The sequence below is a fragment of the Vibrio sp. MMG023 genome (assembly GCF_021654215.1).
GTDB lineage: Bacteria > Pseudomonadota > Gammaproteobacteria > Enterobacterales > Vibrionaceae > Vibrio > Vibrio jasicida.
Map to the genome: position 1 here is coordinate 494,910 of NZ_JAKFZP010000006.1, position 23,314 is coordinate 518,223.

Genomic DNA, 23,314 nt, shown 5'->3' on the forward strand with positions numbered 1-23,314 from the left:
AGTGAGATTTGGAGATAAAACAATAAAAAGCGACTTTCTCATTCGGAAACGAAACAAGGATTAAAAACAATGAATAAGGTGAGTTTACTAGCAGCGTCAGTGGCTATCGCGCTAACAGGTTGTGGTGGTTCAGATAGTAGTTCAAACGGTGGTAATTCTGGTGTAGTGATCACAGGCTTTGATGGTTACTTCAAAAACGCGGTGGTATTTGAAGATCTGAACAACAACGGCCAATGGGATACCTCTGATACCTTCCTTGGTCTGACGAATGAGAAAGGTCAGCTTACCATCAAAGCAAAACCAGAAGCGACGCTGGCTCTACAAACCATCACGCCAAACGGCTTAAAGCAGAAACAACTTATTCAGCTTGATCCAAAACATGCAGGCACTTACACCGTAGATATGGATCACCCAAGCCAAGCAATGGCGCACGAATTGGTTTTCCGAGCACCAAACTCGTCTAACGTTATTTCACCAATCACAGACCTTGTCGCGATTGAGATGGCAAACAACGACGCGCTAACAGAAGAAGAAGCCGCAGCAAAAGTTAACCAAGCACTTGGTGGTACTGAAGAGGCTCCTATCGACCTATACAGCGACTTCGTTTCGGGCGTAGATAAAAGTGCCGAACTACATAAAACCGCTCAGATTCTGACTGAATCTAAAGCGCAAAACCCTGCGAACTACGAGAAAAAAGCGACTGAATTCGCGCAAGCAGCTGATCAAGAAGTAGACCGTCTGGTGGAGTCTGGTGCAGATATCAATGATCCAAACCTACGCCCAGTGATCACTGACAGCACACCAGAAAGCGAAAACCTAGCGCCAGAAACCGTAGTCAACAACAAGCTTGTTGTCAGCGAAAACGTTGAAGAAGCAGCCGAAGATAAGCTAGATAACTTACCAGAAATCGTAAAAGGCGCAGGCTTCGATGGTGTTGAACTAAACATTGAAGGTCTATTCAAAGACAAAGACCAAAACTTAGTAACACCGAAACTGACTCACAACCTTACTGGCACAGGTATCGAAGTTAGCATTGTAGGTGAACAACTGATTCTTTCACCAACAACTGAAGTCACCAAAGCGGGCGAGTTTGAAATCATCCTTACAGCAGAAGATAAAGACTCTTCTGGAAAAACACTAGCTACTGTAAGCACAGTATTCGAATTGGATATTGAAACCGCTAACCAAGCGCCAATCGTCATTGAAGCAGAGCAAAAACGTCTGCAAAGCATCGTTGATGACTGGCAACTGCAGCAAGGTGAAGCTTTTGAGCAAACTCTAGACATTTCTGGTCTGTTCAAAGACGAAGATGGCCAACTAGAAGAGTATTCAGCGGAGTCGATCTCTATCGAAGGCTTGTCTATCAATGAAAACGACAACGCAATCATCACTGTCGAAGGTTCCCCAGAAAAAGCTTACGCTGCAGGTCAAACATTTACCGTTAGTGTAGAAGACAACGAAGATGGTGAAGCTCGTGTAACCTTTAAACTACCAGAAGTAAAAGAAGGCACTACACCACCACCAGTCGTACCAACACTAGGCTTCACTATCGACCATTTTAACGGTAAAGCGGCAAAAATGGGCAGCTTTGCACGCAACGATGGCGAAATTGGCCATGCGATTCTTATGAAAGATGCCGAAGGCCTACTATGGTGTTGGGGTTCAAACGATGATGAGCAAGGCGAAGAGTATTCGGCAAACATCAGTGATAACCTAAGCAACTCTTGGGAATCAGAGTACGACCCATACGCGATTTTGGCAAAACTGGACAAGCTACCAAGCTACGCGGCTTACCAAAACAAAGATTGTTGGGATGTAGAAATCAAAGATGGCAAATTGTATGACGACGAAGGTTCTGAGTATGAAATGCTTTACCAAAACAAAACCGCGCATGGCGACCAAATCCTAGTGAAAATCGATGGTGACGAGTTATTCTGGTTGGATTCGACGGATGCACCTTTCGCACAAGCACTACCAGTGAGCGAAAAGGTCGCAAACGGTAAGGTTGAATTTGATATGACGGTAGAGAGCGAGACCGTTGCAGAAGAGGAAACAGAGCTATTCTACGCAGCGGGTAAGTTTGAATACGCAAGCGATGTTTACGAGTATGAGTCTATCAAACCAGAAGGCTTCTACACACCAGGTAACTGGACAGTCTCTCTAGATAGCACAACAAACCGCGAAACTCTGATTCTAGAAGAAACTGGCGCAGATTCTGATTACAAGACTCGCCACCGTAACGTAAACCGAGAGTTTGGCGACTTCTACATCGGCATCAACTCAAGCGTTGAACAAAACGGTTGGGTATCTGCTCCAGAGTTCGGTCTGTACTCACACTCTCAAGAAGCAATAGAAAAAGTGATGGAATCACTGCCTTTAATTGAAGACTAATGAGTAAAGATAAACAAATACTATCGAAACCTTGTTGTAGCCAGATCCACCTGCATCGTCGACGCAGAACTTTCTGGGAAAAGTGCAAAGGTATCAAAGAAGTATACTGTTGCGCGAATTGCCACAGGGAAACCAGTCTCAAATAGCTCCTCTGTTTGAGGCCGCAAAAAAAGCCCCGCTCAAGCGGGGCTCTTTTGTATCAGTTTAACTACTTCACACAAATCACATTCAGCAACGAGGTGCCTGTTAACTGATTGGGCTCTCGGTCAGCAAATAGCCCCTTCTTATCTTTACCCCAGTACGGCAATTGTAATGGCCAATTATTTTTTTCCATCACACCAGAGCCACGCAACGTTTTAAACTCAGGCGCGCTCGCCAAGTTCATTCCCAATTGCTGACACACTTGCTTCGAACTCGCGTAATTTAAGCGATTCCACGGCTTGCCATGTTCCATGTAGAACTGGTTGTTATTCTCGACCAAGTACGGCACCACAAACGTCTTACCTTGTAAGATGGTTTTCAAACGAACCTGAACGTTCTTACTGCTGTTCGCAGGTTGAGCAGGCTTAGTCATTTTGGCAGGCTTTGCGGCAACTTGGGTCGCCGAGGTTTGCTTAACAGTTTGTTTTGCGGGTGCCTCTTTGGCCTGAAATGCCCCTGTATCAGGTCGAGAGGCGGCCACTGGCTCGACTGGTTTTGGTTTCGAAACTGGCTTGGGCATTGGCTTAGTTTGCTTCACTGGCTCTGATGTACCTTTGCCAACCACACGAATAAAGGCTTCTTTGTATGTCGACAAGGTTTTGACTCGCTTTAAGTCCTGCGAGGCTTTGGCAAATTCAGTATAAGGACCAATAAGACATCGGTAGCCTTTTTGCTCCGGCTTCATCCAAACATCAGTGGTGATTTCGCCGTAGATCGGCTTGGCTTTGGCTAAAGACATCGGTTTTGGCAACAAACCACATTGAATCCAGAAGAAATCATTGCCTCCCTGCGGCACTTTCTTTCCCCATACCCCTTTCCCGATCGGACAAGATTGCTCAAGTACTGGCAGTTCTTTGTTACTCGCTTGAGAGGCTTGGCAAAGAAAACCCTCCGCGAATACCGGTGTCGAAAATTGGGCGCACGCCAACAACAACCCAAGGCTCAAGCCGGATTGGACGATACGAGAGGAGTGTTGTGCCTTCTTCATTTCCATACGCTTCACTCTGAACAGTAGGTGATGAAATTATCGCGACAAAGCGTCAATAAAACATGAATAAAAAGTGATAAGCAAAAAAAGAGCCGGAATTGCATCCGGCTCTCAGTTTAGAAAGAATTTTATGAAATAGGCAACGTATAGGTGCGTATTTTAGTGATTAACCCTTGTAGATTTTCGGGTTGAACACGTCACGTAGCCAGTCGCCAAGTAGGTTAATCACCAATACCAGTGTCACGAGTACGATACCTGGGAAGGCGGTAATCCACCATGCACCAGAGAAGATGTAGTTAAAGCCGATGCTGATTAGCGCGCCTAGAGACGGCTGGTCCACAGGAAGACCTAAGCCTAGGAATGACAGTGCCGCTTCCGACATGATTGCGTTCGCAACCTGTACTGTCGAGATAACTAGGATTGGTGATAGACAGTTCGGCAGAATGTGACGGAACATGATGCGAGGTGCTTTAAAGCCCATCACACGCGCCGCTTCGACGTATTCTTTCTTCTTCTCTGCCAATACCGAGGCGCGAATGGTACGTGCGTATTGCGGCCATTCTGCCACGCCGATGATCACCACCAGCATGACTACCGCATATTGGCTGTAGAAGTCACTGCCAAAGCTGGCTTTAAAGATTGCCGAGACGATGATCGCCACCATCATGGTCGAGAACGATAACTGTACGTCTGCAAAGCGCATCAAGAAGCTATCGATACGGCCGCCGAAGTAACCCGCCGACAAACCAATAATGATACCCAGTACCAACTGAAGACCAACCGCAAGAAAACCGATAGTCAAAGACAGGCGAGAGCCGTAAAGAATGGTCGATAAAATATCGCGACCTTGCTCATCCGTACCTAACACAAAACGCTCGTCACCGTCTTCCATCCAAGAAGGCGGCAACTCCGAGTCCATGATATCGATGGACGTGAGATCATAAGGGTCAGTCGGTGCAAGTACAGGGGCAGCAATCGCCAACACCAAAAACACCATAAATACGGTGAAGCTGGCCATCGCGACTTTATCGCGCTTAAAGTAGTACAAGAAATCCGAGTTTTTAAAACGTTGCCACGCAGAAGGTACTGCTTCAGGAGCGGCCGTTACATTTGATTGGCTCATGATTAAGCTCCTTTTCCAGTTAGGTTCACTGTTGGGTTGATGATGCCGTACAGCAAATCAACAATGGTATTGGTTACCACGAAAATCAGACCAACAAAGATAACGTAGGCAGTGATCAGCGGTGTATCTACACGGTTGATTGCCTCAAGGAAAAGAAAGCCCGTACCCGGCCACTGGAACACGGTTTCAGTAAGAATGGTGTAAGCCACCATGGTACCAATCTGCACACCACCCACCGTCAGAACAGGTAGCATGGTGTTCTTAAGTGCATGTTGGTAATAAATTTTGTTTAAGTTCAGGCCTTTTGCTTTGGCGAACTTGATGTATTCAGAGCTCAGCACTTCCAACATTTCTGAACGTACCAAACGAATGAACAGCGGCAACATGATCGAAGCCAGTGCCACACAAGGTAGAATCAAGTGCTTGATGCCATCAATGGTAAAAAAGCCAGATTCCCAACCAAGAATATTAGCCGTTTCACCCCGCCCGTAGGAAGGCAGCCAGCCCAGCTCAATGGAGAATACATACATCAGCATAATCGCGGTTAAGAACACCGGAATCGAGATACCGACACTACTCATCGCCATGACAAATTTGGTAAAGATGCTCTTCGGATGAATCGCGGAGTACACCCCAAGAGGAATTGAGAGAAGAATGATAATGAGCGTCGCACCAAACACGAGCTCTAGCGTCGCCACCAGCTTATCGAGAATTACCTCAACCGCAGGTCGCTTGAAGAAGTAAGATGTACCTAAATCACCTTGTAGCGCATTGCCCACAAAGCGAGTGTACTTTGTGATAAAGGGATCGTTCAGGCCCAGTTCGTCACGCAGCGCTTGACGCTCCGCTTCTGAAACCGACTGACCTACAAGCTCACGCAGCGGGTCACCCAGGTTATCCTGAATGGCAAACGCCACCAAACTGATCACAAACATCACTATCAGTGCCTGAAACAGGCGCTTGACCAGAAACGAAAACATTCCTTGCCCCTTAACTATCCATAGATCTCTATTCAGAGAGAAAATTCAGTCTGTAAAACCAACTCAGTCCGACTGAAACAAAACTGAGTCGAGTGCTTTAAGTTGAGGAGGGACATCCATCCCTCCTCAAAATCGACTAACCGTGATTATTCAACCACTAGGTCACCGAAGTAAGGCATTACCATTGGGTTAACGATGTCTGCCGCTTTCACGTTAGACTTCGCGCCCCACGCTTCACTTTGCCAGTGTAGCGGTACGAATGCTGCGTCGTTGTATAGTGTTGCTTCTACACCTTTCAGCATTTCTGCACGTTTCGCTGGATCCGTTTCTACGTTCGCAGCTTCAACTACTTTGTCCATTTCTGGGTTTGAGTAGTAACCACAGTTGTACTGACCACGACCAGTATCTTCGTTACGAGTCATAGTTAGGAACTCGTTGAAGTTAGCTGAATCTTCCGTATCTGAGTGCCAACCGATCATCAGCATGTCTGCCGCACACTTGTCGAACTCTGGCCAGTATTGCGCTTTTGGCATGGTCTTTAGATCAACTTTGATGCCGATCTTAGACAGCATTGCCGCCGCCGCTTGCGCTACTTTCGCATCGTTCACGTAACGGTTGTTCGGTGCGATCATCGTCAGCGTTAGGCCATCTTCGTAGCCCGCTTCTTTCATAAGTTCTTTCGCTTTCTTCAGATCGTAGCGAGGAACCAGTTTGTCATCGTGACCTACGTAACCTGCTGGGCTTTGCTGACCAGCTGCCGTTGCGAAGCCTTTCATGATTTTCTTCACGATGCCTTCGTTATTGATTGCGTGAACAATCGCTTGGCGAACGCGAACGTCTTTCAGTGCTTCGTTGCTGTTTTGGTTGAGTTGGAACGTGATGATACGAGTACCAGGTAGCGTTACTAGGTCGATGCCGTCTGCATCTTTCACGCGTTTGTGATCGTTTGGTGCAACAGGGTGAATCATGTCAACGCCGCCAGAAAGTAGCGCAGCTACACGAGTTGCGTCTTCTTTGATTGGTACAAGCGTTAGCTTATCAACGTTACCTTTCGACTCTTTGTCCCAGTAATCTTTAAAGCGTTCGAATTCCACTTTTACGCCCTGCTCACGAGAAGTCACAATGAATGGACCCGTGCCAGATACGTTAGTCGATGCAAATGAGTTACCGTGCTTCACTAGCTCAGACTTGTCTTTGCCATCTTCTGTCTTACCAGAGTAGAACTTGCTGTCCATTGGGAAGATGTAAGTCGCCGTTTGCAGCACAAGCGGGTAAGGACCTTTAGTCACTAGATCCACTGTGTAGTCGTCAACCTTCACGATTTTTTCGTACGGGTCGAAGATAGCTTTGAAATCTGGAGAGCTTTGTAGACGTTCGAAAGTCCATACTACGTCGTCTGCCGTCATGTCATTACCAGAGTGGAACTTAACACCTTGGCGTAGCTTGAAGCGTACCGTTGTATCGTTCACACGTTCCCAGCTTTCTGCTAGACGAGGTTCAAAGTCCATGTCTTTTGTGAAACGAACTAGTGGATCAAATACCATGTGTGACATTTGCAGCGTACCGCCTGATAGCTGCTCATGCGGGTCTAGCGATACTGGGTCAGCTGCGTAGCCAACTTTGATATCTGCTGCCATTGCGTTAAAGCTTAGGCCCGCTGCCATTAGCGCCACTGCTAATTTGCTTTTCATGGTTTTCATTTGCATAACTCCTTCATGCGGGAATTCGAATCCCTTGTTGTGTTTGCGTCTTTGTTATGACTAAGGTTTGTTGACCTTGATGGTCAGCCAAGCGAAAAACTTGGTTTATGCCGTTTTGATTTCTTCTCTCAAACCTGTGAATTCAGGCATCAGAGAAATCAGCTTCTTACTGTATTCATGCTGAGGAGCGGTAAACAGTTGCTCAGTCGGCGCCACTTCCAGTAGCGTACCCATCTGCATCACACCCACTCGGTCACACATCTGACGAATAACAGGTAAGTCGTGACTGATAAACAGCATCGTTAGGTTCAGTTCACTTTGCAGATCTTTCAGCAAGTTCAGAATTTGTGCCTGTACCGATACATCCAATGCTGATGTCGGTTCGTCACAAATCAGTAGTCGAGGACGGGTCGCCAGTGCGCGCGCAATTGAAATACGTTGACGCTGACCACCGGAGAATTCATGAGGGTATTTCACGCCCGCCATTTTGCCCAAACCTACGTGATCAAGCAGGTCATTCACAATCTGACGCGTTTCCGCTTCATTCTTAGTGAGCTTATGGAAACGAATTGGCTCCGCGATGATGTCGAAAATCTTCATACGCGGGTTCATTGAAGTGTATGGGTTTTGGAAGACCATCTGCATTTGACGACGCAGTGGACGACGCGCTTTTTCTGATTTCAGTGCCGTTAGGTCAATGCCTTCAAAGCTTACTTGGCCTGAGTTTGGTTCATACAAGCCAGCAATTACACGTGCGATGGTCGATTTACCTGAGCCAGATTCGCCCACCAAGCCAAACGTCTCGCCTTCGTGCACTTCAAAGCTGACATTGTTTGAGGCCTGCACGTATTCGCGGCGGCTTTCAAACAACGAATCTTTGGTCACGAAGCGTAGATTTACGTTCTTCACATCCAATAGAGGGCCTGTGTATTCGCGTTGGTCTTGGCTTTGGCCTAACCAGTGGTTCTTGATGTCCAGTTCTTGTAGCTCTGTTGCTTCTTCGATGTAGCTCACTAGCGGGAAGCGATCGAGTTTAATGTCAGAACGAGGAACCGCAGAAATCAAGCTGCGTGTGTATGGGTGGTCAGGATCGCCCAATACCTTAGCGGTTGGGCCAAACTCCACCAAATCACCGCGGTACATAACCGCAACACGGTCAGTCACGTTTGAAACCACACCCATGTCGTGCGTCACCAGCATACAACCTACGTTGTTTTTGATACACAGTTCACGGATAAGGTTTAGGATTTGGTCTTGGATTGATACGTCGAGTGCCGTAGTTGGCTCATCTGCGATGATAAGTTCTGGCTCACCAGCCAGTGCGATAGCAATAACCACACGCTGGCGCATACCTCCAGAGAATTGGTGTGGGTACTGTTTAAGACGGTTTTCAGGTTGCGGAATGCCAACCTGTTGCATTAAAGAAAGCGCACGTTGATACGCCTCTTCATCCGACACCTTCATGTTGGCGTGGATGGTCTCTTTCAATTGCTGCTCAACCGTAAATAGAGGGTTAAGCGAGGTCATTGGGTCTTGGAAGATAAAGCCAATCTTAGAGCCGCGAACCTTACGCATCGCTTCTGGCGTCAAACCAGAAATTTTCTCTCCATCAAGGTACACGTCACCACTGGCAACACGACCCGGAGGGCTAAGTAAATCAATAACGGCGTTACCAACGGTGGATTTACCCGCACCTGATTCGCCAACAACACCCACAATTTCGCCACGATCGATATGAAAAGAAAGCGACTTCACGGCCGCATGGACACCGTGACGGGATGGATATTCTATACGAAGGTTTTTCACCTCTAATAGTGACATTTCAGACCTCTACTGCCTTGTCTGTGGTATCGAATCGCGCAATAAAAGCGCCATTCATTACCTGAATGAATCCGTTCAAATTCAGAATAATACTCTGAAATCTTAATGCGGAAACAATTTGGCAAAAATCACACAAAAAAGCAACAATTAAAGTATATTCCGCCGAAAAAACATTATTTACACGCACAATGAGCGAATAGAAATGCATTAACAAGTATTTAACCATTTTCATAACACACCATTTTTGTGCGCTACGCACCAATAAAAACAGAAAAATGCTCTAAATTCACGCATAAACTCACTATTGATAGTATCCCTATTATTCACGCACCACCATTAACATTTACCAAACAATATTCCGTTCCCATTGGGACTTTTCGACATAAAATGTTACTAACAAAATAGTCTGCATACATAAAAAGCCAAAATCCCCCTACACACATAGAGGTGAAAACGTGAGCAGATCTGCAAAACAAATGAAATCTGTCACCTAACCTTGGTTATGCGTCAGTTATGCGATTTTGTGATTAAAGTGATTTTGATGCAGTAGAAAACTCCGTATCAGCAACCTGATTAGCCCTTAAAAAGCACGTGTTGAACTGGTGATTTTGCGCTTTCCACTGTCATTTTGAGTAAGATAAGAGATAATTAAAGCCCAACGTCGAGTAGTGAATGAAGGAGCCCTTGTGCTTAAAGCGATATTTTTTGATATGGACGAGACTTTATGTGGCACATCTAAAGCCGATAAAGTGGCAGGGCAAGAGTTTGCCGATTGGATTACTCAAACTTACCCTCAGGTCGCTGACTCCACAGCCTTCGTACAGCGCTACTTGCAAGGCGTATATAAGAAGTTAAACGACGAATTCCCTCAACTTATCGCTCTTCTACCTAATGAAAATGCGTTCCGCTGCGGTTTAATCCAAACCATCTTGGCAGAACAAGGTATCGAGATCGATGCAGAACAAGCCCAGCAGGCACAAAGCTTCTTCGATTCAGCTCGCATGGGTGCTTTTACGTTCTTCCCTGGCGTGAAGGAAATGCTTACGGAGCTACGCCAACACTACAAGTTGGTGGTAATCACTAACGGCCCTATATTCTCGCAACATCCAAAGCTCAAAGCGACACAAATGAGTGAATGGGTGGATCACATCATCGTCGGTGGCGAAGAGCCTGAAGAGAAGCCTGCTGCAAGTATCTTCCACAAAGCACTCAACCTTGTTGACGCAAAACCAGAAGAAGTGATTCATATTGGTGACTCTCTACCAGCCGATATTGCGGGTGCCAACAATATGGGCATTCCGAGTGTGTGGGTTAACGAGGCAGGCACAGTAAACCCAACCGATATCAAGCCAAACTATGAAGTAAAAGAGACCGTTGAGCTGAATGAAATTCTAAAAACGCTCGCTCAATAAAGCACTTAACTCAAGAAATACAAAGCCCCAGCCTCCGTGCTGGGGTTTCTTTTATCAGCTCGAAAAGCATTTGGATCATAGGTGGTCAAAAGCTCCCAAAGCTGTACATTTTTGGTGGAATTGAAAGCGGCGTGAGAGTTTTTGAGGATGAGAAATGTAAAAAAGCCCCAGTCTTTCGACTGAGGCTTCAAATAGCGGTCGATGAAGAGCCATATTCTAACTTCAGGCGAACCCCACTTGGGCTCAACCCCATTGAAATACTGTCGACTCATCCAGTCCAAGTAAGATCATAAGCTCTAAAACGACGAAAGCCTGCTAAAAAGTAGGCTTTCTAATAGTGGTCGGTGAAGAGATTCGACGCGGCAGGGCACCCTGCGGACTGCCGCTCCAGCCCACGACCCTCTGGTCCCAACACTCTAAATTTCAAACGTAAAAAAGCCCCAGTCTTTCGACTGAGGCTTTAAATAGTGGTCGGTGAAGAGGGATTCGAACCCCCGACCCTCTGGTCCCAAACCAGATGCGCTACCAAGCTGCGCTATTCACCGAACTGTATTTGCTGATTCTCTCAAATCAAACAGGATACTTCAACTAAGAAGTCACCTTAAATTAATGGGGTGGCTAACGAGATTCGAACTCGCGACCACCGGAATCACAATCCAGGGCTCTACCAACTGAGCTATAGCCACCATCAATTTGTGTCGTTTACCGCTCTAGTATAGCCATAAACTAAATGATGGTCGGTGAAGAGGGATTCGAACCCCCGACCCTCTGGTCCCAAACCAGATGCGCTACCAAGCTGCGCTATTCACCGACGAATTTTGTTTCGACTCTTGGGATATTTGAATCAAAACTGGAAACTTCATTAATTAATGAGTTACCGAAATAATGGGGTGGCTAACGAGATTCGAACTCGCGACCACCGGAATCACAATCCAGGGCTCTACCAACTGAGCTATAGCCACCACTATTTTGTGCCGTTAATTTGTATTCCGGAATGGCACGCCCGAAAGGATTCGAACCTTCGACCTTTGGCTCCGGAGGCCAACGCTCTATCCAACTGAGCTACGGGCGCATGCCCCATCGGCGGAGAGGAATAATACGGATATCACACTATGCCGTCTAGTACTTTTTTTACTTTTTTTCTCGTTTGGTCTCTTTTTCGACAGTTATCTGCCTTTAAAGTGAATTTTTGATGTGATTCACGCCCTGTCATGGATAACTTGTTGTTTATTGCAACAACTTATCGGGATATAATCACCCATTATTTACATTGATTTAACAGTCGCAACCAGATTGTTCAATCACTTTAGACCGTTAGGAACGGTTTTCTGCATAGTATTCAGGCCATGCAGCAAAACCGAATCCAACAGGGCTAAATACTCTAACTATATAAATAGGTAAGTCACTTACCTTTGGAATGTGAAGTGGGTTTAATGGATATGTCTCGACGAATGATTAGCGTTTTGTTCGCTGCCTTAACTTTTTCTACGGCAGCTTTAGCTTCTGACATCAGCCAAACTGAATACGATGCGATCGCAGAACGCATCAAACCTGTCGGTGATGTTTATCTAGCAGGTGCAGAACCAGTAAAAGCAGAACCAACTGGTCCACGTGATGGCGCCGCGGTTTACGGTACTTTCTGTATTGCTTGTCACGCATCTGGCGTAAGTGGCGCACCAAAAACAGGTGATGCTGCGGATTGGGCACCACGTATTGCACAAGGCAAAGACGTGCTAACCAACCATGCGATCCAAGGCTTCAATGCAATGCCAGCAAAAGGTACGTGTATGGACTGTTCTGATGACGAAATCATCGCAGCCATCGACCACATGATTGAAGGTCTGTAATAAAGACACCAACGAAAAAGGCTTGCCACTTGGCAAGCCTTTTTGTTTTTAGCAAATTAGAACAACGCTGTCCTACTTCTTAAACATCGCTCGAATATTAGCGATGTGAGCTTGGCCTTTTGCCATGCGCTCTTCTGCCGATACTGGTTTTTTGTTTACTTCCCATTCAACGTCATCAAATGGCAGTTCATCTAAAAAACGACTTTGTGTCGGTTTGATCAATTCACCAAACTGGCGACGCTCTTTACACATCGTAAAGGTTAATTCTCTTTGAGCACGCGTAATTCCCACGTACATCAATCGACGCTCTTCTTCGACGTTATCTTCATCAATACTGGTTTGGTGCGGTAAAATTCCCTCTTCCGAACCAATCAAATATACATAAGGAAACTCGAGACCTTTCGATGCATGAAGCGTCATCAATTGAACGGCATCACTATCTTCATCATCTTCTCCGCGTTCCATCATGTCTCGCAATGTTAAACGTTGAACGACTTCTTTGATGGTCTTCTCTTCTTGATCGTAGTTGTCACCTTCTAGGTCAGCCACAATCCAAGAGTAAAGGTCAGAAACGTTCTTCATACGCATTTCAGCCGCTTTCGGGCTTGCTGACGTTTCGTATAGCCAATCTTCGTAATGAATATCACGCACAAGCGAACGCACCGCTTCAACCGTATCGCCACGCTCAGCTTGATCGGCAATCGCAACCAACCATTGAGTAAAGCGGCGTAGGTTCTCTAAACCACGACCGGTTAGGTGCTGCTCTAGTCCCATTTCAAAGCTGACTTCAAACAAGCTCTTACCACGCATGTTGGCGTAGCTACCCAGCTTCTCTAGCGTCACGGGACCAATTTCACGACGCGGCGTATTCACAATACGTAGGAACGCGTTGTCATCATCTGGGTTCACCAACACACGTAGGTAAGCCATGATGTCTTTGATCTCAGCTCGAGCGAAGAAAGATGTGCCGCCAGACAGTTTGTATGGCACACGGTTTTGCATCAGTGACTTTTCAATCAAACGTGATTGGTGGTTACCACGATATAGAATCGCATAATCTTTATATTCGGTGCGGTTTAGGAACTTGTGCGCAATCAATTCACCCGTCACGCGCTCCGCTTCGTGCTCTTCATTTTTCGCCAGCAACACTTTGAGTTTTTCACCGTCAGGAATTTCCGAGAACAGTGATTTCTCATACACGTGTGGGTTATTCGCAATCAAGATGTTAGCTGCGCGCAGAATACGGCTAGTCGAACGATAGTTCTGCTCCAACTTAATCAAACGCAAATTTGGATAGTCTTCACCAAGCAACACCAAGTTTTGCGGCTTAGCACCACGCCATGAATAGATGGATTGGTCATCGTCGCCTACCACAGTCAAACGACCACGCTCACCGACAATCAACTTCACTAAGTCGTATTGGCTGGTGTTGGTATCTTGATATTCATCCACCAACAAGTAGCGAATGCGATTTTGCCAGCGTTGGCGCACTTCTTCGTTATTGCGCAGAAGTTGCACTGGCAAAGAAATCAGATCGTCGAAGTCGAGCGCGTTGTATGCCTTCATCTGCTTTTGGTACATCTCAAAACAGAACGCGAACAATTGCTGCTGCTCACCTTGAGCAAGCGCTTTTGCCTGTTCTGGTGTCAGCATGTCGTTCTTCCAGTTTGAGATACTGCTTAGTAGTTGACGTAATAAATCTTTATCGCCATCTAGCTGCTTTTCTGTCAGCTCTTTCAGTAGTGCAAGTTGGTCTTGATCATCAAAGAGGGAGAAGCCTGCTTTCAAGCCAAGATGCTTGTACTCACGCTTGATGATGGTCAAACCTAAGGTGTGGAAGGTCGAAACCATCAAACCTTTCGATTCTGATTTACCTAACGTCTGACCGACGCGCTCTTTCATCTCGCGCGCCGCTTTGTTGGTAAAGGTAACCGCAGCAATATTGCGTGCCTTATAGCCACACTGCTGAACCAAATAAGCAATCTTATTGGTAATTACACGAGTTTTACCCGAACCAGCACCAGCCAGCACGAGGCATGGGCCTGATACGTACTTAACGGCTTCATCTTGTCTAGGGTTCAGCTTCATAGAAATTCTCTGCGGGTGGTAATTGTGGCGCCTATGATAAAGGGGTGACCGCGTGAAAGCTACGGAGATTTTCACGTAATTTTTACACAGATAGATGCAACATTTTGTTGCATACGTGGCCAGAGTTTAAGCTATAATGAATGAACGTTCATTCATTGGGTGGTGGCGTTATGTCCAATAACACTGCTGGAGATAAATACGGACAAATCATTGCAGCAGCCGAGCGCTTAATCGCTGAATCAGGTTTTCATGGTCTTTCCATGCACAAACTTGCTACAGAAGCAGGTGTCGCAGCTGGCACGATTTACCGATATTTCTCAGATAAAGAACATCTTTTGGAAGAGGTTCGCCTTACTGTAACTAAACGTATTGCGGACGCCGTTCAAGCGGATGTTCATGACGATATGCCCCTGAAAGAGCGTTACCGCACCATGTGGCTCAATATTTGGCACCTTGCTGGCTCAAATTTAGACACCTTAAGTAATCGTGTCCAATATGAATCACTGCCTTGTGGAAATCGTAAAGGGACGAGGGAACTTGAAAGGCAAATGTTTGCCCAAGTAGATCGTCTTTTTAATCAAGGCAAAGCGGAAGGGGTATTCAAACCCCTCGATAACGAAATTCTATCAGGGTTAAGTTTCGAAGCTAGTGTTGCGCTTGCGAGAAAACATGCTTTGGGATTTTATCAGCTGGACGACAATGCGCTGGAAGCAGCCGTTGAAGCCAGTTGGGATGCAATTATTAAACACTAACTTGGAGTTCTTAATAGAATGAAAAAGTGGACTTTCTTTATGTTGCTTATCGCGGTTCTTCTGTTCGGAAGCGTGATAGGTTTCAACTTATTCAAGCAACAGAAAATTGCTGAATACATGGCGAATCGTCCGGAGCCAGAGTTCCCTGTTACCGTTACGGAAGTAAAAGCGGTAGATTGGGTTCCTGTCATCGAAGCGATTGGCTTTATCGAACCTAACCAAGGTGTCACTGTTGCAAACGAAACCAGCGGTGTGATTGATAAGATTTCTTTCGACTCTGGTACTCAAGTGGAAGAAGGCCAACCTCTGGTTCTTCTAGACTCTGATGTTGAGAAAGCAAACCTAAAGAGCTCTCAAGCAAAACTGCCAGCAGCTCAAGCTAAGTACAAACGCTACCAAGGTCTTTATAAGAAAGGATCGATTTCTAAAGAAGCGTACGACGAAGCTGAAGCAAACTACTTCTCACTTAAAGCGGACATCGAGAGCTTGAAAGCGACCATCGACCGCCGTGAAATAAAAGCACCTTTTGCTGGTGTGGTTGGTATTCGTAATGTGTATCTTGGTCAATATCTACAAGCAGGTACTGACATCGTACGTCTCGAAGATACAACAGTAATGCGTTTACGCTTCACTGTGCCTCAAACAGATATCTCACGCATTAAGCTAGACCAAGAAGTGGATATCTTTGTAGACGCTTACCCTGACAAGCCTTTCAAAGGTTCGATCTCTGCGATTGAGCCAGCAGTAAACGTACAAAGTGGTTTGATTCAAGTCCAAGCAGACATTCCAAATAGCGATGGCAAGCTTCGCAGCGGTATGTTCGCACGTGCAAACATCATCCTGCCTAAGCTAGAGAATCAAGTGACTCTGCCACAAACGGCAATCACCTTTACGCTATACGGCGACAACGTGTACATCATTACTGAAGAAGACGGTGAAAAACGCGTTAAGCAACACGTTGTGAAAGTGGGTGAGCGTACTAAAGACATCGCGCATATTCTAGAAGGCGTGAAACCAGGTGACGTAGTGGTAACGTCGGGGCAAGTACGCCTTAGTAACCATGCGAAAGTGACCATCGTTGAAGATTCGGCACTGACACCACCTGCTGAAACACCAATGCTTTAATTGGAGGCATCATGCGCTTTACCGATGTTTTTATTAAACGTCCAGTTTTAGCGGTATCGATCAGTTTTTTGATTGCGTTGCTTGGTTTGCAAGCCGTATTCAAGATGCAGGTTCGTGAATACCCTGAAATGACAAATACGGTGGTTACTGTAACCACCAGTTATTACGGTGCCAGCGCCGACTTAATCCAAGGCTTCATTACTCAGCCTTTGGAACAAGCCGTTGCTCAGGCCGATAATATCGACTACATGACTTCATCCTCGGTACTCGGTACTTCTACCATCACCGTAAACATGAAGTTAAACACTGATCCGAATGCGGCGCTGTCTGACATTCTGGCGAAAACCAACTCGGTTCGTTCGCAGCTTCCAAAAGAAGCGGAAGACCCTACGGTAACCATGTCGACAGGTTCGACAACGGCAGTACTGTATATTGGTTTCACCAGTGATGAGCTGTCTTCAAGCCAGATCACGGACTACCTTGAGCGTGTAATCAACCCGCAGTTATTCACGGTCAACGGTGTATCGAAAGTTGACCTATACGGTGGTATGAAATACGCACTGCGCGTATGGCTAGACCCTGCAAAAATGGGGGCACTTAAGCTGACAGCAACTGACGTAATGACCGTACTAAACGCCAACAACTATCAGTCGGCAACTGGTCAGGCGACAGGTGAATTCGTACTTTACAACGGCAGTGCAGATACTCAGGTATCCAACGTTGCAGAACTAGAAGCACTTGTGGTGAAAACCGGTGAAGGTGATGTAATTCGCCTTGGTGACATTGCGAAAGTGACGCTAGAGAAGAGCCACGATATTTACCGTGCTAGTGCTAATGGTCAAGAAGCCGTGGTTGCAGCGATTAACGCAGCACCAAGTGCCAACCCGATCAATATTGCAGCAGATGTACTGACGTTGTTACCTCAACTAGAGCGTAACTTGCCAAGTAACATCAAAATGAATGTGATGTACGACTCAACTATTGCTATCAACGAATCGATTCACGAAGTTGTGAAAACCATTCTTGAAGCAGCAGTCATCGTACTTATCGTTATCACTTTGTTCCTAGGTTCATTCCGTGCGGTAATCATCCCTATAGTTACTATCCCATTATCATTGATTGGTGTGGCAATGGTGATGCAAGCGATGGGCTTCTCTTGGAACTTGATGACACTACTGGCAATGGTACTCGCCATCGGTCTGGTGGTGGATGACGCGATCGTTGTTCTTGAGAACGTCGATCGACACATCAAGGAAGGGGAATCACCGTTCCGAGCTGCGATCATTGGTACACGAGAAATTGCTGTCCCAGTAATCGCGATGACACTGACGTTAGGTGCGGTATACGCGCCTATCGCTCTGATGGGTGGTATTACAGGCTCACTATTTAAAGAGTTTGCTCTTACCCTTGCGGGTGCTGTATTTGTGTCCGGTATCATCGCGTTGACTCTGTCACCGATGATGTGTTCAAAAATGCTGAAGGCAAACGAAGAGCCAAGCAAGTTTGAGCAAAAAGTTCACCACGTTCTTGATGGCATGACCAACCGCTACGAGAAGATGCTAACTGCAGTCATGGCTCATCGTCCGGTTATCATTGCTTTTGCGATCATCGTATTCGCGAGTCTACCGATCTTGTTTAAGTTCATTCCGAGTGAACTAGCACCATCGGAAGATAAAGGCGTTGTGGTCTTAATGGGTACAGCCCCATCAAATGCGAACTTGGATTACATCCAAAGCACCATGAACGATGTAAACAAGATTCTGTCTGACCAGCCAGAAGTAGAATACGCTCAGGTGTTTAACGGTGTACCTAACTCGAACCAAGCATTCGGTCTAGCAACACTGAAACCTTGGAGTGAGCGTGAGGCAAGCCAAGCGGACATTACCAAACGTGTGGGTGACTTAGTTTCTCATGTACCAGGTATGTCAGTAACGGCTTTCCAAATGCCAGAACTTCCAGGTGCAGGCTCAGGTCTGCCAATTCAGTTCGTTGTGACTACGCCAAACAGCTTCGAGAGCCTGTTTACTATCGCAAGTGATATTCTGACCGATGTATCGAAGAGTCCACTGTTCGTGTATTCGGATCTGGATCTGAACTACGATTCAGCAACGATGAAAATCAGCATCGATAAAGACAAAGCCGGCGCTTACGGCGTGACCATGCAAGACATTGGTGTCACGTTAAGTACCATGATGGCCGATGGTTATGTAAACCGTATCGACCTAAATGGTCGTTCATACGAGGTAATCCCTCAAGTTGAACGTAAGTGGCGTCTAAACCCAGAGTCGATGAAGAATTACTACGTACGTTCAGTTGACGGCAAAGCAGTACCATTGGGTAGTTTGATCACAATTGATGTGGTCGCAGAGCCTCGTGCACTGCCTCACTTCAACCAGCTAAACTCAGCCACTGTTGGTGCTGTACCAGCTCCTGGTGTTGCAATGGGGGATGCGATCAACTGGTTCGAAGACGTGGCACAAAACAAACTGCCGTCGGGCTACAACCATGACTACATGGGTGAAGCGCGTCAGTTCGTAACTGAAGGTAGTGCGTTATACGCAACATTCGGTTTGGCACTAGCAATCATCTTCCTAGTACTGGCGATTCAGTTTGAATCTATCCGCGATCCAATCGTAATCATGGTATCAGTACCACTTGCGGTTTGTGGTGCGTTGATAGCTCTGGCGTGGGGTACGGCATCGATGAACATCTACTCACAGGTTGGTTTGATTACCTTGGTTGGTCTGATCACCAAGCACGGTATCTTGATCTGTGAGGTAGCGAAAGAAGAGCAGTTACACAACAAACTGTCTCGTATCGATGCGGTAATGGAAGCAGCAAAAGTTCGTCTTCGTCCAATCCTGATGACGACGGCAGCGATGATTGCAGGTCTTATCCCATTGATGTACGCAACAGGCGCAGGTGCTGAGCAACGCTTCAGTATTGGTATCGTAATCGTTGCTGGTCTAGCAATCGGTACGCTATTTACACTATTCGTACTGCCAGTGATTTACAGCTACCTTGCTGAGAAACACAAGCCACTACCAGTGTTTGTTGAAGACAAAGACTTGGAAAAGCTAGCTCGAGTGGATGAAGCGAAAGCAGCTCACCGCGAATTAGCTGATAACAAGTAAGTATAAAAGCACTAAGAAAAAGGTCACTTCGGTGACCTTTTTTATTGCTGCTCTCTTTTTTACCATCTAAATGGCGACTTTCACGTATCAATTAAATAGAATGTGGGCAAATCAAAAGGAGTTTTAGCCACTATGTTTGACCCAAAGAAATTAGAGCAAATCGCTAAACAAATTCACGAATCAATGCCACAGCCAGTAAAAGAACTAGGCGCGGATGTTGATCAAAAAGTTCGCCAAGTCATCCAAGGTCAGCTAAACAAGCTAGACGTTGTTAGCCGTGAAGAATTTGACGTACAAACTCAAGTTCTGCTGCGCACTCGTCAAAAGCTGACAGAAATGGAAAAGAAATTGGCTGAGCTTGAAGAAAAGCTAGCTGATAAATAAGCGAGAAGCGAGAAGCGAGAAGCGAGAAGCGAGAAGCGAGAAGCGAGAAGCGAGAAGCGAGAAGCGAGAAGCGAGAAGCGAGAAGCGAGAAGCGAGAAAATTCTTAAGGGTTGGCGTGTGCACGTCAACCCTTTTTGTTTTCGGTATTCACTTCAATGTTGTCTTCTTAACGACAAATTCAGTCAACACTTACGATACCTCTACTTCTTTCAATTCTATCCCAACGAACACGTCCGATTTTAACAGCGAAGCACTCCCACGGTTCGAAGGAAACAGTCAGTCTTCATAAAAACAAAAAGGCTTGGTCAACGGCGACCAAGCCTTTTAATTAGATGTTGTGTTGTATGTTGTATTTATTGACCCCAGTCTATCCGGAGTTCTTTACTGACTTAGATAGAAATTAGCCGCCTACTGCGATGTTCTTCATATCCGTCATGTAACCACGTAGCTCTTCACCGATGTACTCTACTGGGTGGTTACGAATCGCTTCGTTTACTGCGATTAGCGTAGCGTTATCGACTTGGTTAGACGACTCGCCTAGACCTTTACCGATTACGTCTGTGCTTACTGATGGCATGAACTTCTCACGTAGTAGCGGTGTTGCTACGTTAGCAAATAGGTAGTTACCGTACTCTGCTGTATCTGAAATTACCACGTTCATTTCGTATAGGCGCTTACGTGCAACTGTGTTTGCTATTAGCGGTAGCTCGTGCAGTGACTCGTAGTATGCAGACTCATCGATGATGCCTGATGCTGTCATTGCTTCGAATGCTAGCTCAACACCGGCACGAACCATAGCTACCAGTAGAATGCCGTTGTCGAAGTACTCTTGTTCAGAGATTTCGATGTCGCCTGCAGGGTAGTTTTCGAAAGCGGTTTCACCCGTCTCTTCACGCCAGCCTAGTAGGTTTGCATCGTCGTTTGCCCAGTCAGCCATCATAGTGCTGGAGAATTCACCTGTGATGATGTCATCCATGTGCTTGTTGTATAATGGACGCATTAGCTCTTTTAGCTCTTCAGAAAGCTCAAATGCTTTTACTTTTGCTGGGTTTGATAGACGGTCCATCATGTGAGTGATACCACCAAACTTAAGAGCTTCAGTGATTGTCTCCCAACCGTATTGTAGAAGTTTACCTGCGTAACTTGGGTCGATACCGTCAGCAATCATCTTCTCGTAAGACACGATAGAACCGGCTTGTAGCATGCCACATAGGATAGTTTGCTCACCCATTAGGTCAGATTTAACTTCCGCTACGAATGAAGACTCTAGACAACCTGCGCGGTGGCCACCTGTACCAGCAGCCCATGCTTTTGCAATGTCCCAGCCTTCGCCTTTAGGATCATTTTCTGGGTGAACAGCGATTAGTGTAGGGACACCGAAGCCACGCTTGTACTCTTCACGTACTTCTGTACCTGGACACTTAGGCGCAACCATTACAACCGTTAGGTCTTTACGGATTTGCATGCCTTCTTCAACTACGTTGAAACCGTGTGAGTAGCCTAGTGCTGCGCCTTCTTTCATGAGAGGCATTACCGTTTCAACAACGTTAGTGTGCTGCTTGTCTGGCGTTAGGTTGATTACTAGGTCAGCTTGTGGAATTAGCTTTTCGTAACTGTCTACTTCAAAGCCGTTATCTTTTGCGTTTTTGAACGATTGACGTTGCTCGTCGATCGCAGCTTGGCGTAGAGCGTAAGCAACGTCTAAACCAGAATCACGCATATTTAGACCTTGGTTAAGGCCTTGAGCACCACAACCTACGATGACCACTTTCTTACCTTTTAGGTAATCTGCTTCTGATGCGAATTCTTCGCGGTCCATAAAGCGACAACGACCAAGTTGGTCCAATTGCTCACGTAAGTTTAGGGTATTGAAATAGTTAGCCATCTGGGTACTCCTTAACATTCTTCCATAGAGGTCGGTATTTGTGTTACCGAATGAGTTCATACTAAAACAGACATTCTGTTGCTGAAAGTGATATATTCACAATTACTTATTGCAATAAATGCAACATGGACGTAAAGATTTAATGAACATCAAAAGCCTACAACTATTCATTCATCTATGTGATAGTAAAAGCTTCGCTAAGACAGCGGCAGCAATGCATATCAGCCCTTCCGCACTGAGTCGGCAGATCCAAAAATTAGAAGAAGAAACGCATCAACAGCTGTTCTTGCGTGATAATCGAAGTGTCGAATTGACGGTTCAAGGAAAGAAGTTATTGCCTGTTGCACTAAAGATCTTGGGGGAATGGCAGCAATACCAAAGCTACGTCAAAGGAACGGAAGATGAGCTAAAGGGGGAGATACGTTTATTTTGCTCGGTAACTGCAAGTTACAGTCACCTCCCGGAGCTTATTTCCGATTTCCGCATACAACACCCATTTATTGAATTCAAACTCTCTACTGGCGATCCAGCCCAAGCTATCGATAAGATAATGGCGGATGAGGCTGATATCGCGATCTCGGCAAAGCCAGACCAACTACCCGCTAAAGTGGCTTTTGAACCAATCAGCGAGATACCTCTATCGGTTATTGCTCCGGTTGGAATCAGCAGCTTCGCAGAAGAACTACAAAAAGAAACCCCGGATTGGTCAACGATCCCTTTTATTCTCCCAGAAGCAGGCACAGCAAGAGAAAGAGCGAATGTTTGGTTTAAGCAAATGAAGATCAAACCAAACATCTACGCACAAGTAGCAGGGCATGAGGCCATTGTCAGTATGGTGGCTTTAGGTTGTGGCGTAGGTATCGCACCGGATGTGGTAATCAACAATAGCCCTGTCAGAGAGAAGATAAATCGACTGAAAGTTCTGCCTATCAAACCATTCGAACTCGGTGTTTGCTGTATTAAAAGCCAGCTAGAAAACCCGTTAGTTAAAGCCCTATGGGAAGTCGCAGAAAGTAAGTATATATCCCTTTAGAGATATCTATACAAATTGGAATCCGAAGCCCGTTACGCAAGCAACGGGCTTTTTATTTACAGTAAAACTCGAATGCAAAATATGTAACAGCACTTAGAAGTAGCTGACATCACGACTCACATAACAAAGGTATTGCTAGCAAAGTGATGAGAATAAGTAAGAACTTACCCTTAGTTACTTTTAAGATTTAGAAAATGGACACTGACAAGAGAGATAAGATCTTTACCTAACACAACGAGTTCTACAGCAAACACAGAGATCTGAGGATATCAGAAACGACAAAACCTATTCCGAAGGCTGGGTTTCCAAATAAGTAGCGGAACCGTGGGGACGCCTAGTCCGAGCTTACGTTCAATTGGACTTACACACAAGCGAGACTCATGCACCGATAGGTGAATTGAGTTGTTAGATACGAAAAAGCCCCAGCATTTCTGCTGGGGCTTTTGTCTG

The 23,314-nt window shown here is 45.9% G+C and carries 15 protein-coding genes and 5 tRNA genes; 8 read left to right on the plus strand and 12 right to left on the minus strand.

Going from position 1 to position 23,314, the window contains the following annotated elements; genetic code table 11:
- The first annotated feature begins 69 nt into the window (after window positions 1-69).
- Window positions 70-2,391: a hypothetical protein gene (locus tag L1076_RS20935; RefSeq protein WP_038877071.1), complete on the plus strand. Its 2,322-nt coding sequence runs from the start codon at window positions 70-72 to the stop codon at window positions 2,389-2,391.
- Window positions 2,392-2,599: 208 nt separating this feature from the next.
- Here the strand turns inward: L1076_RS20935 and L1076_RS20940 are convergent, their stop codons facing one another.
- The 5 genes from L1076_RS20940 to L1076_RS20960 form a co-directional block, all read right to left on the minus strand.
- Complete coding sequence (locus L1076_RS20940) at window positions 2,600-3,586, minus strand: SPOR domain-containing protein (RefSeq protein WP_237304394.1); 987 nt, start codon at window positions 3,584-3,586, stop codon at window positions 2,600-2,602.
- 160 nt (window positions 3,587-3,746) lie between these two features.
- Window positions 3,747-4,703: an ABC transporter permease gene (locus tag L1076_RS20945; RefSeq protein ID WP_038869936.1), complete on the minus strand. Its 957-nt coding sequence runs from the start codon at window positions 4,701-4,703 to the stop codon at window positions 3,747-3,749.
- 2 nt (window positions 4,704-4,705) lie between these two features.
- On the minus strand, window positions 4,706-5,683 hold the full coding sequence (locus L1076_RS20950) for an ABC transporter permease (RefSeq protein ID WP_038869935.1): 978 nt from the start codon (window positions 5,681-5,683) through the stop codon (window positions 4,706-4,708).
- 146 nt (window positions 5,684-5,829) lie between these two features.
- The gene (locus tag L1076_RS20955) at window positions 5,830-7,383 is read right to left on the minus strand and encodes an ABC transporter substrate-binding protein (RefSeq protein ID WP_045409200.1); all 1,554 of its coding nucleotides are present in this window, start codon (window positions 7,381-7,383) and stop codon (window positions 5,830-5,832) included.
- Window positions 7,384-7,488: 105 nt separating this feature from the next.
- Window positions 7,489-9,204 carry an ABC transporter ATP-binding protein gene (locus tag L1076_RS20960; protein WP_038869931.1) on the minus strand — a complete coding sequence of 572 codons (1,716 nt, stop codon included), beginning with the start codon at window positions 9,202-9,204 and terminating at the stop codon, window positions 7,489-7,491.
- A gap of 686 nt (window positions 9,205-9,890) precedes the next feature.
- Between L1076_RS20960 and L1076_RS20965 the strand changes: the two genes are divergently transcribed.
- Window positions 9,891-10,616: an HAD-IA family hydrolase gene (locus tag L1076_RS20965; protein ID WP_237304395.1), complete on the plus strand. Its 726-nt coding sequence runs from the start codon at window positions 9,891-9,893 to the stop codon at window positions 10,614-10,616.
- Window positions 10,617-11,084: 468 nt separating this feature from the next.
- Here the strand turns inward: L1076_RS20965 and L1076_RS20970 are convergent.
- The 5 genes from L1076_RS20970 to L1076_RS20990 all read right to left on the minus strand — a co-directional run bounded on the left by L1076_RS20970 (window position 11,085) and on the right by L1076_RS20990 (window position 11,688).
- Window positions 11,085-11,161: transfer RNA gene (locus tag L1076_RS20970), tRNA-Pro, on the minus strand.
- Window positions 11,162-11,226: 65 nt separating this feature from the next.
- Window positions 11,227-11,302 (minus strand) — tRNA-His (locus tag L1076_RS20975).
- A 48-nt stretch (window positions 11,303-11,350) separates the two neighbouring features.
- A tRNA-Pro gene (locus L1076_RS20980) sits at window positions 11,351-11,427 on the minus strand.
- 75 nt (window positions 11,428-11,502) lie between these two features.
- Window positions 11,503-11,578: transfer RNA gene (locus L1076_RS20985), tRNA-His, on the minus strand.
- A 33-nt stretch (window positions 11,579-11,611) separates the two neighbouring features.
- Window positions 11,612-11,688: transfer RNA gene (locus L1076_RS20990), tRNA-Arg, on the minus strand.
- Between the two features lie 361 nt (window positions 11,689-12,049).
- On the opposite strand from L1076_RS20990, the gene L1076_RS20995 reads away from it, so the two are divergent.
- Entirely contained in the window at window positions 12,050-12,463 is a 414-nt protein-coding gene (locus L1076_RS20995) for a cytochrome c5 family protein (RefSeq protein WP_038882194.1), read from the plus strand.
- A 72-nt stretch (window positions 12,464-12,535) separates the two neighbouring features.
- Here the strand turns inward: L1076_RS20995 and rep are convergent, their stop codons facing one another.
- On the minus strand, window positions 12,536-14,551 hold the full coding sequence (gene rep / locus L1076_RS21000) for a DNA helicase Rep (protein ID WP_038882193.1): 2,016 nt from the start codon (window positions 14,549-14,551) through the stop codon (window positions 12,536-12,538).
- A gap of 170 nt (window positions 14,552-14,721) precedes the next feature.
- On the opposite strand from rep, the gene L1076_RS21005 reads away from it, so the two are divergent.
- From L1076_RS21005 to L1076_RS21020, 4 genes are all read left to right on the plus strand, one after another.
- On the plus strand, window positions 14,722-15,303 hold the full coding sequence (locus L1076_RS21005) for a TetR/AcrR family transcriptional regulator (protein ID WP_050566713.1): 582 nt from the start codon (window positions 14,722-14,724) through the stop codon (window positions 15,301-15,303).
- 18 nt (window positions 15,304-15,321) lie between these two features.
- A complete protein-coding gene (gene vmeC / locus L1076_RS21010; RefSeq protein WP_038869923.1) occupies window positions 15,322-16,428 on the plus strand; it encodes a multidrug efflux RND transporter periplasmic adaptor subunit VmeC in 1,107 nt (368 codons plus the stop codon).
- An 11-nt stretch (window positions 16,429-16,439) separates the two neighbouring features.
- Window positions 16,440-19,562 (plus strand): multidrug efflux RND transporter permease subunit VmeD, encoded by a 3,123-nt coding sequence (gene vmeD, locus L1076_RS21015; RefSeq protein ID WP_038869922.1) that lies wholly within the window; start codon window positions 16,440-16,442, stop codon window positions 19,560-19,562.
- Window positions 19,563-19,694: 132 nt separating this feature from the next.
- A complete protein-coding gene (locus tag L1076_RS21020; RefSeq protein ID WP_005427244.1) occupies window positions 19,695-19,946 on the plus strand; it encodes an accessory factor UbiK family protein in 252 nt (83 codons plus the stop codon).
- Between the two features lie 400 nt (window positions 19,947-20,346).
- Here L1076_RS21020 and ilvC read toward each other — a convergent pair whose 3' ends face one another.
- Window positions 20,347-21,831: a ketol-acid reductoisomerase gene (ilvC, locus tag L1076_RS21025; protein ID WP_038879763.1), complete on the minus strand. Its 1,485-nt coding sequence runs from the start codon at window positions 21,829-21,831 to the stop codon at window positions 20,347-20,349.
- Window positions 21,832-21,973: 142 nt separating this feature from the next.
- Here ilvC and ilvY point away from each other — a divergent pair, with 142 nt between their 5' ends.
- Window positions 21,974-22,864, plus strand: coding sequence for an HTH-type transcriptional activator IlvY (ilvY, locus tag L1076_RS21030; protein ID WP_038873954.1), 891 nt, complete (start codon window positions 21,974-21,976; stop codon window positions 22,862-22,864).
- Window positions 22,865-23,314 lie beyond the last annotated feature (450 nt).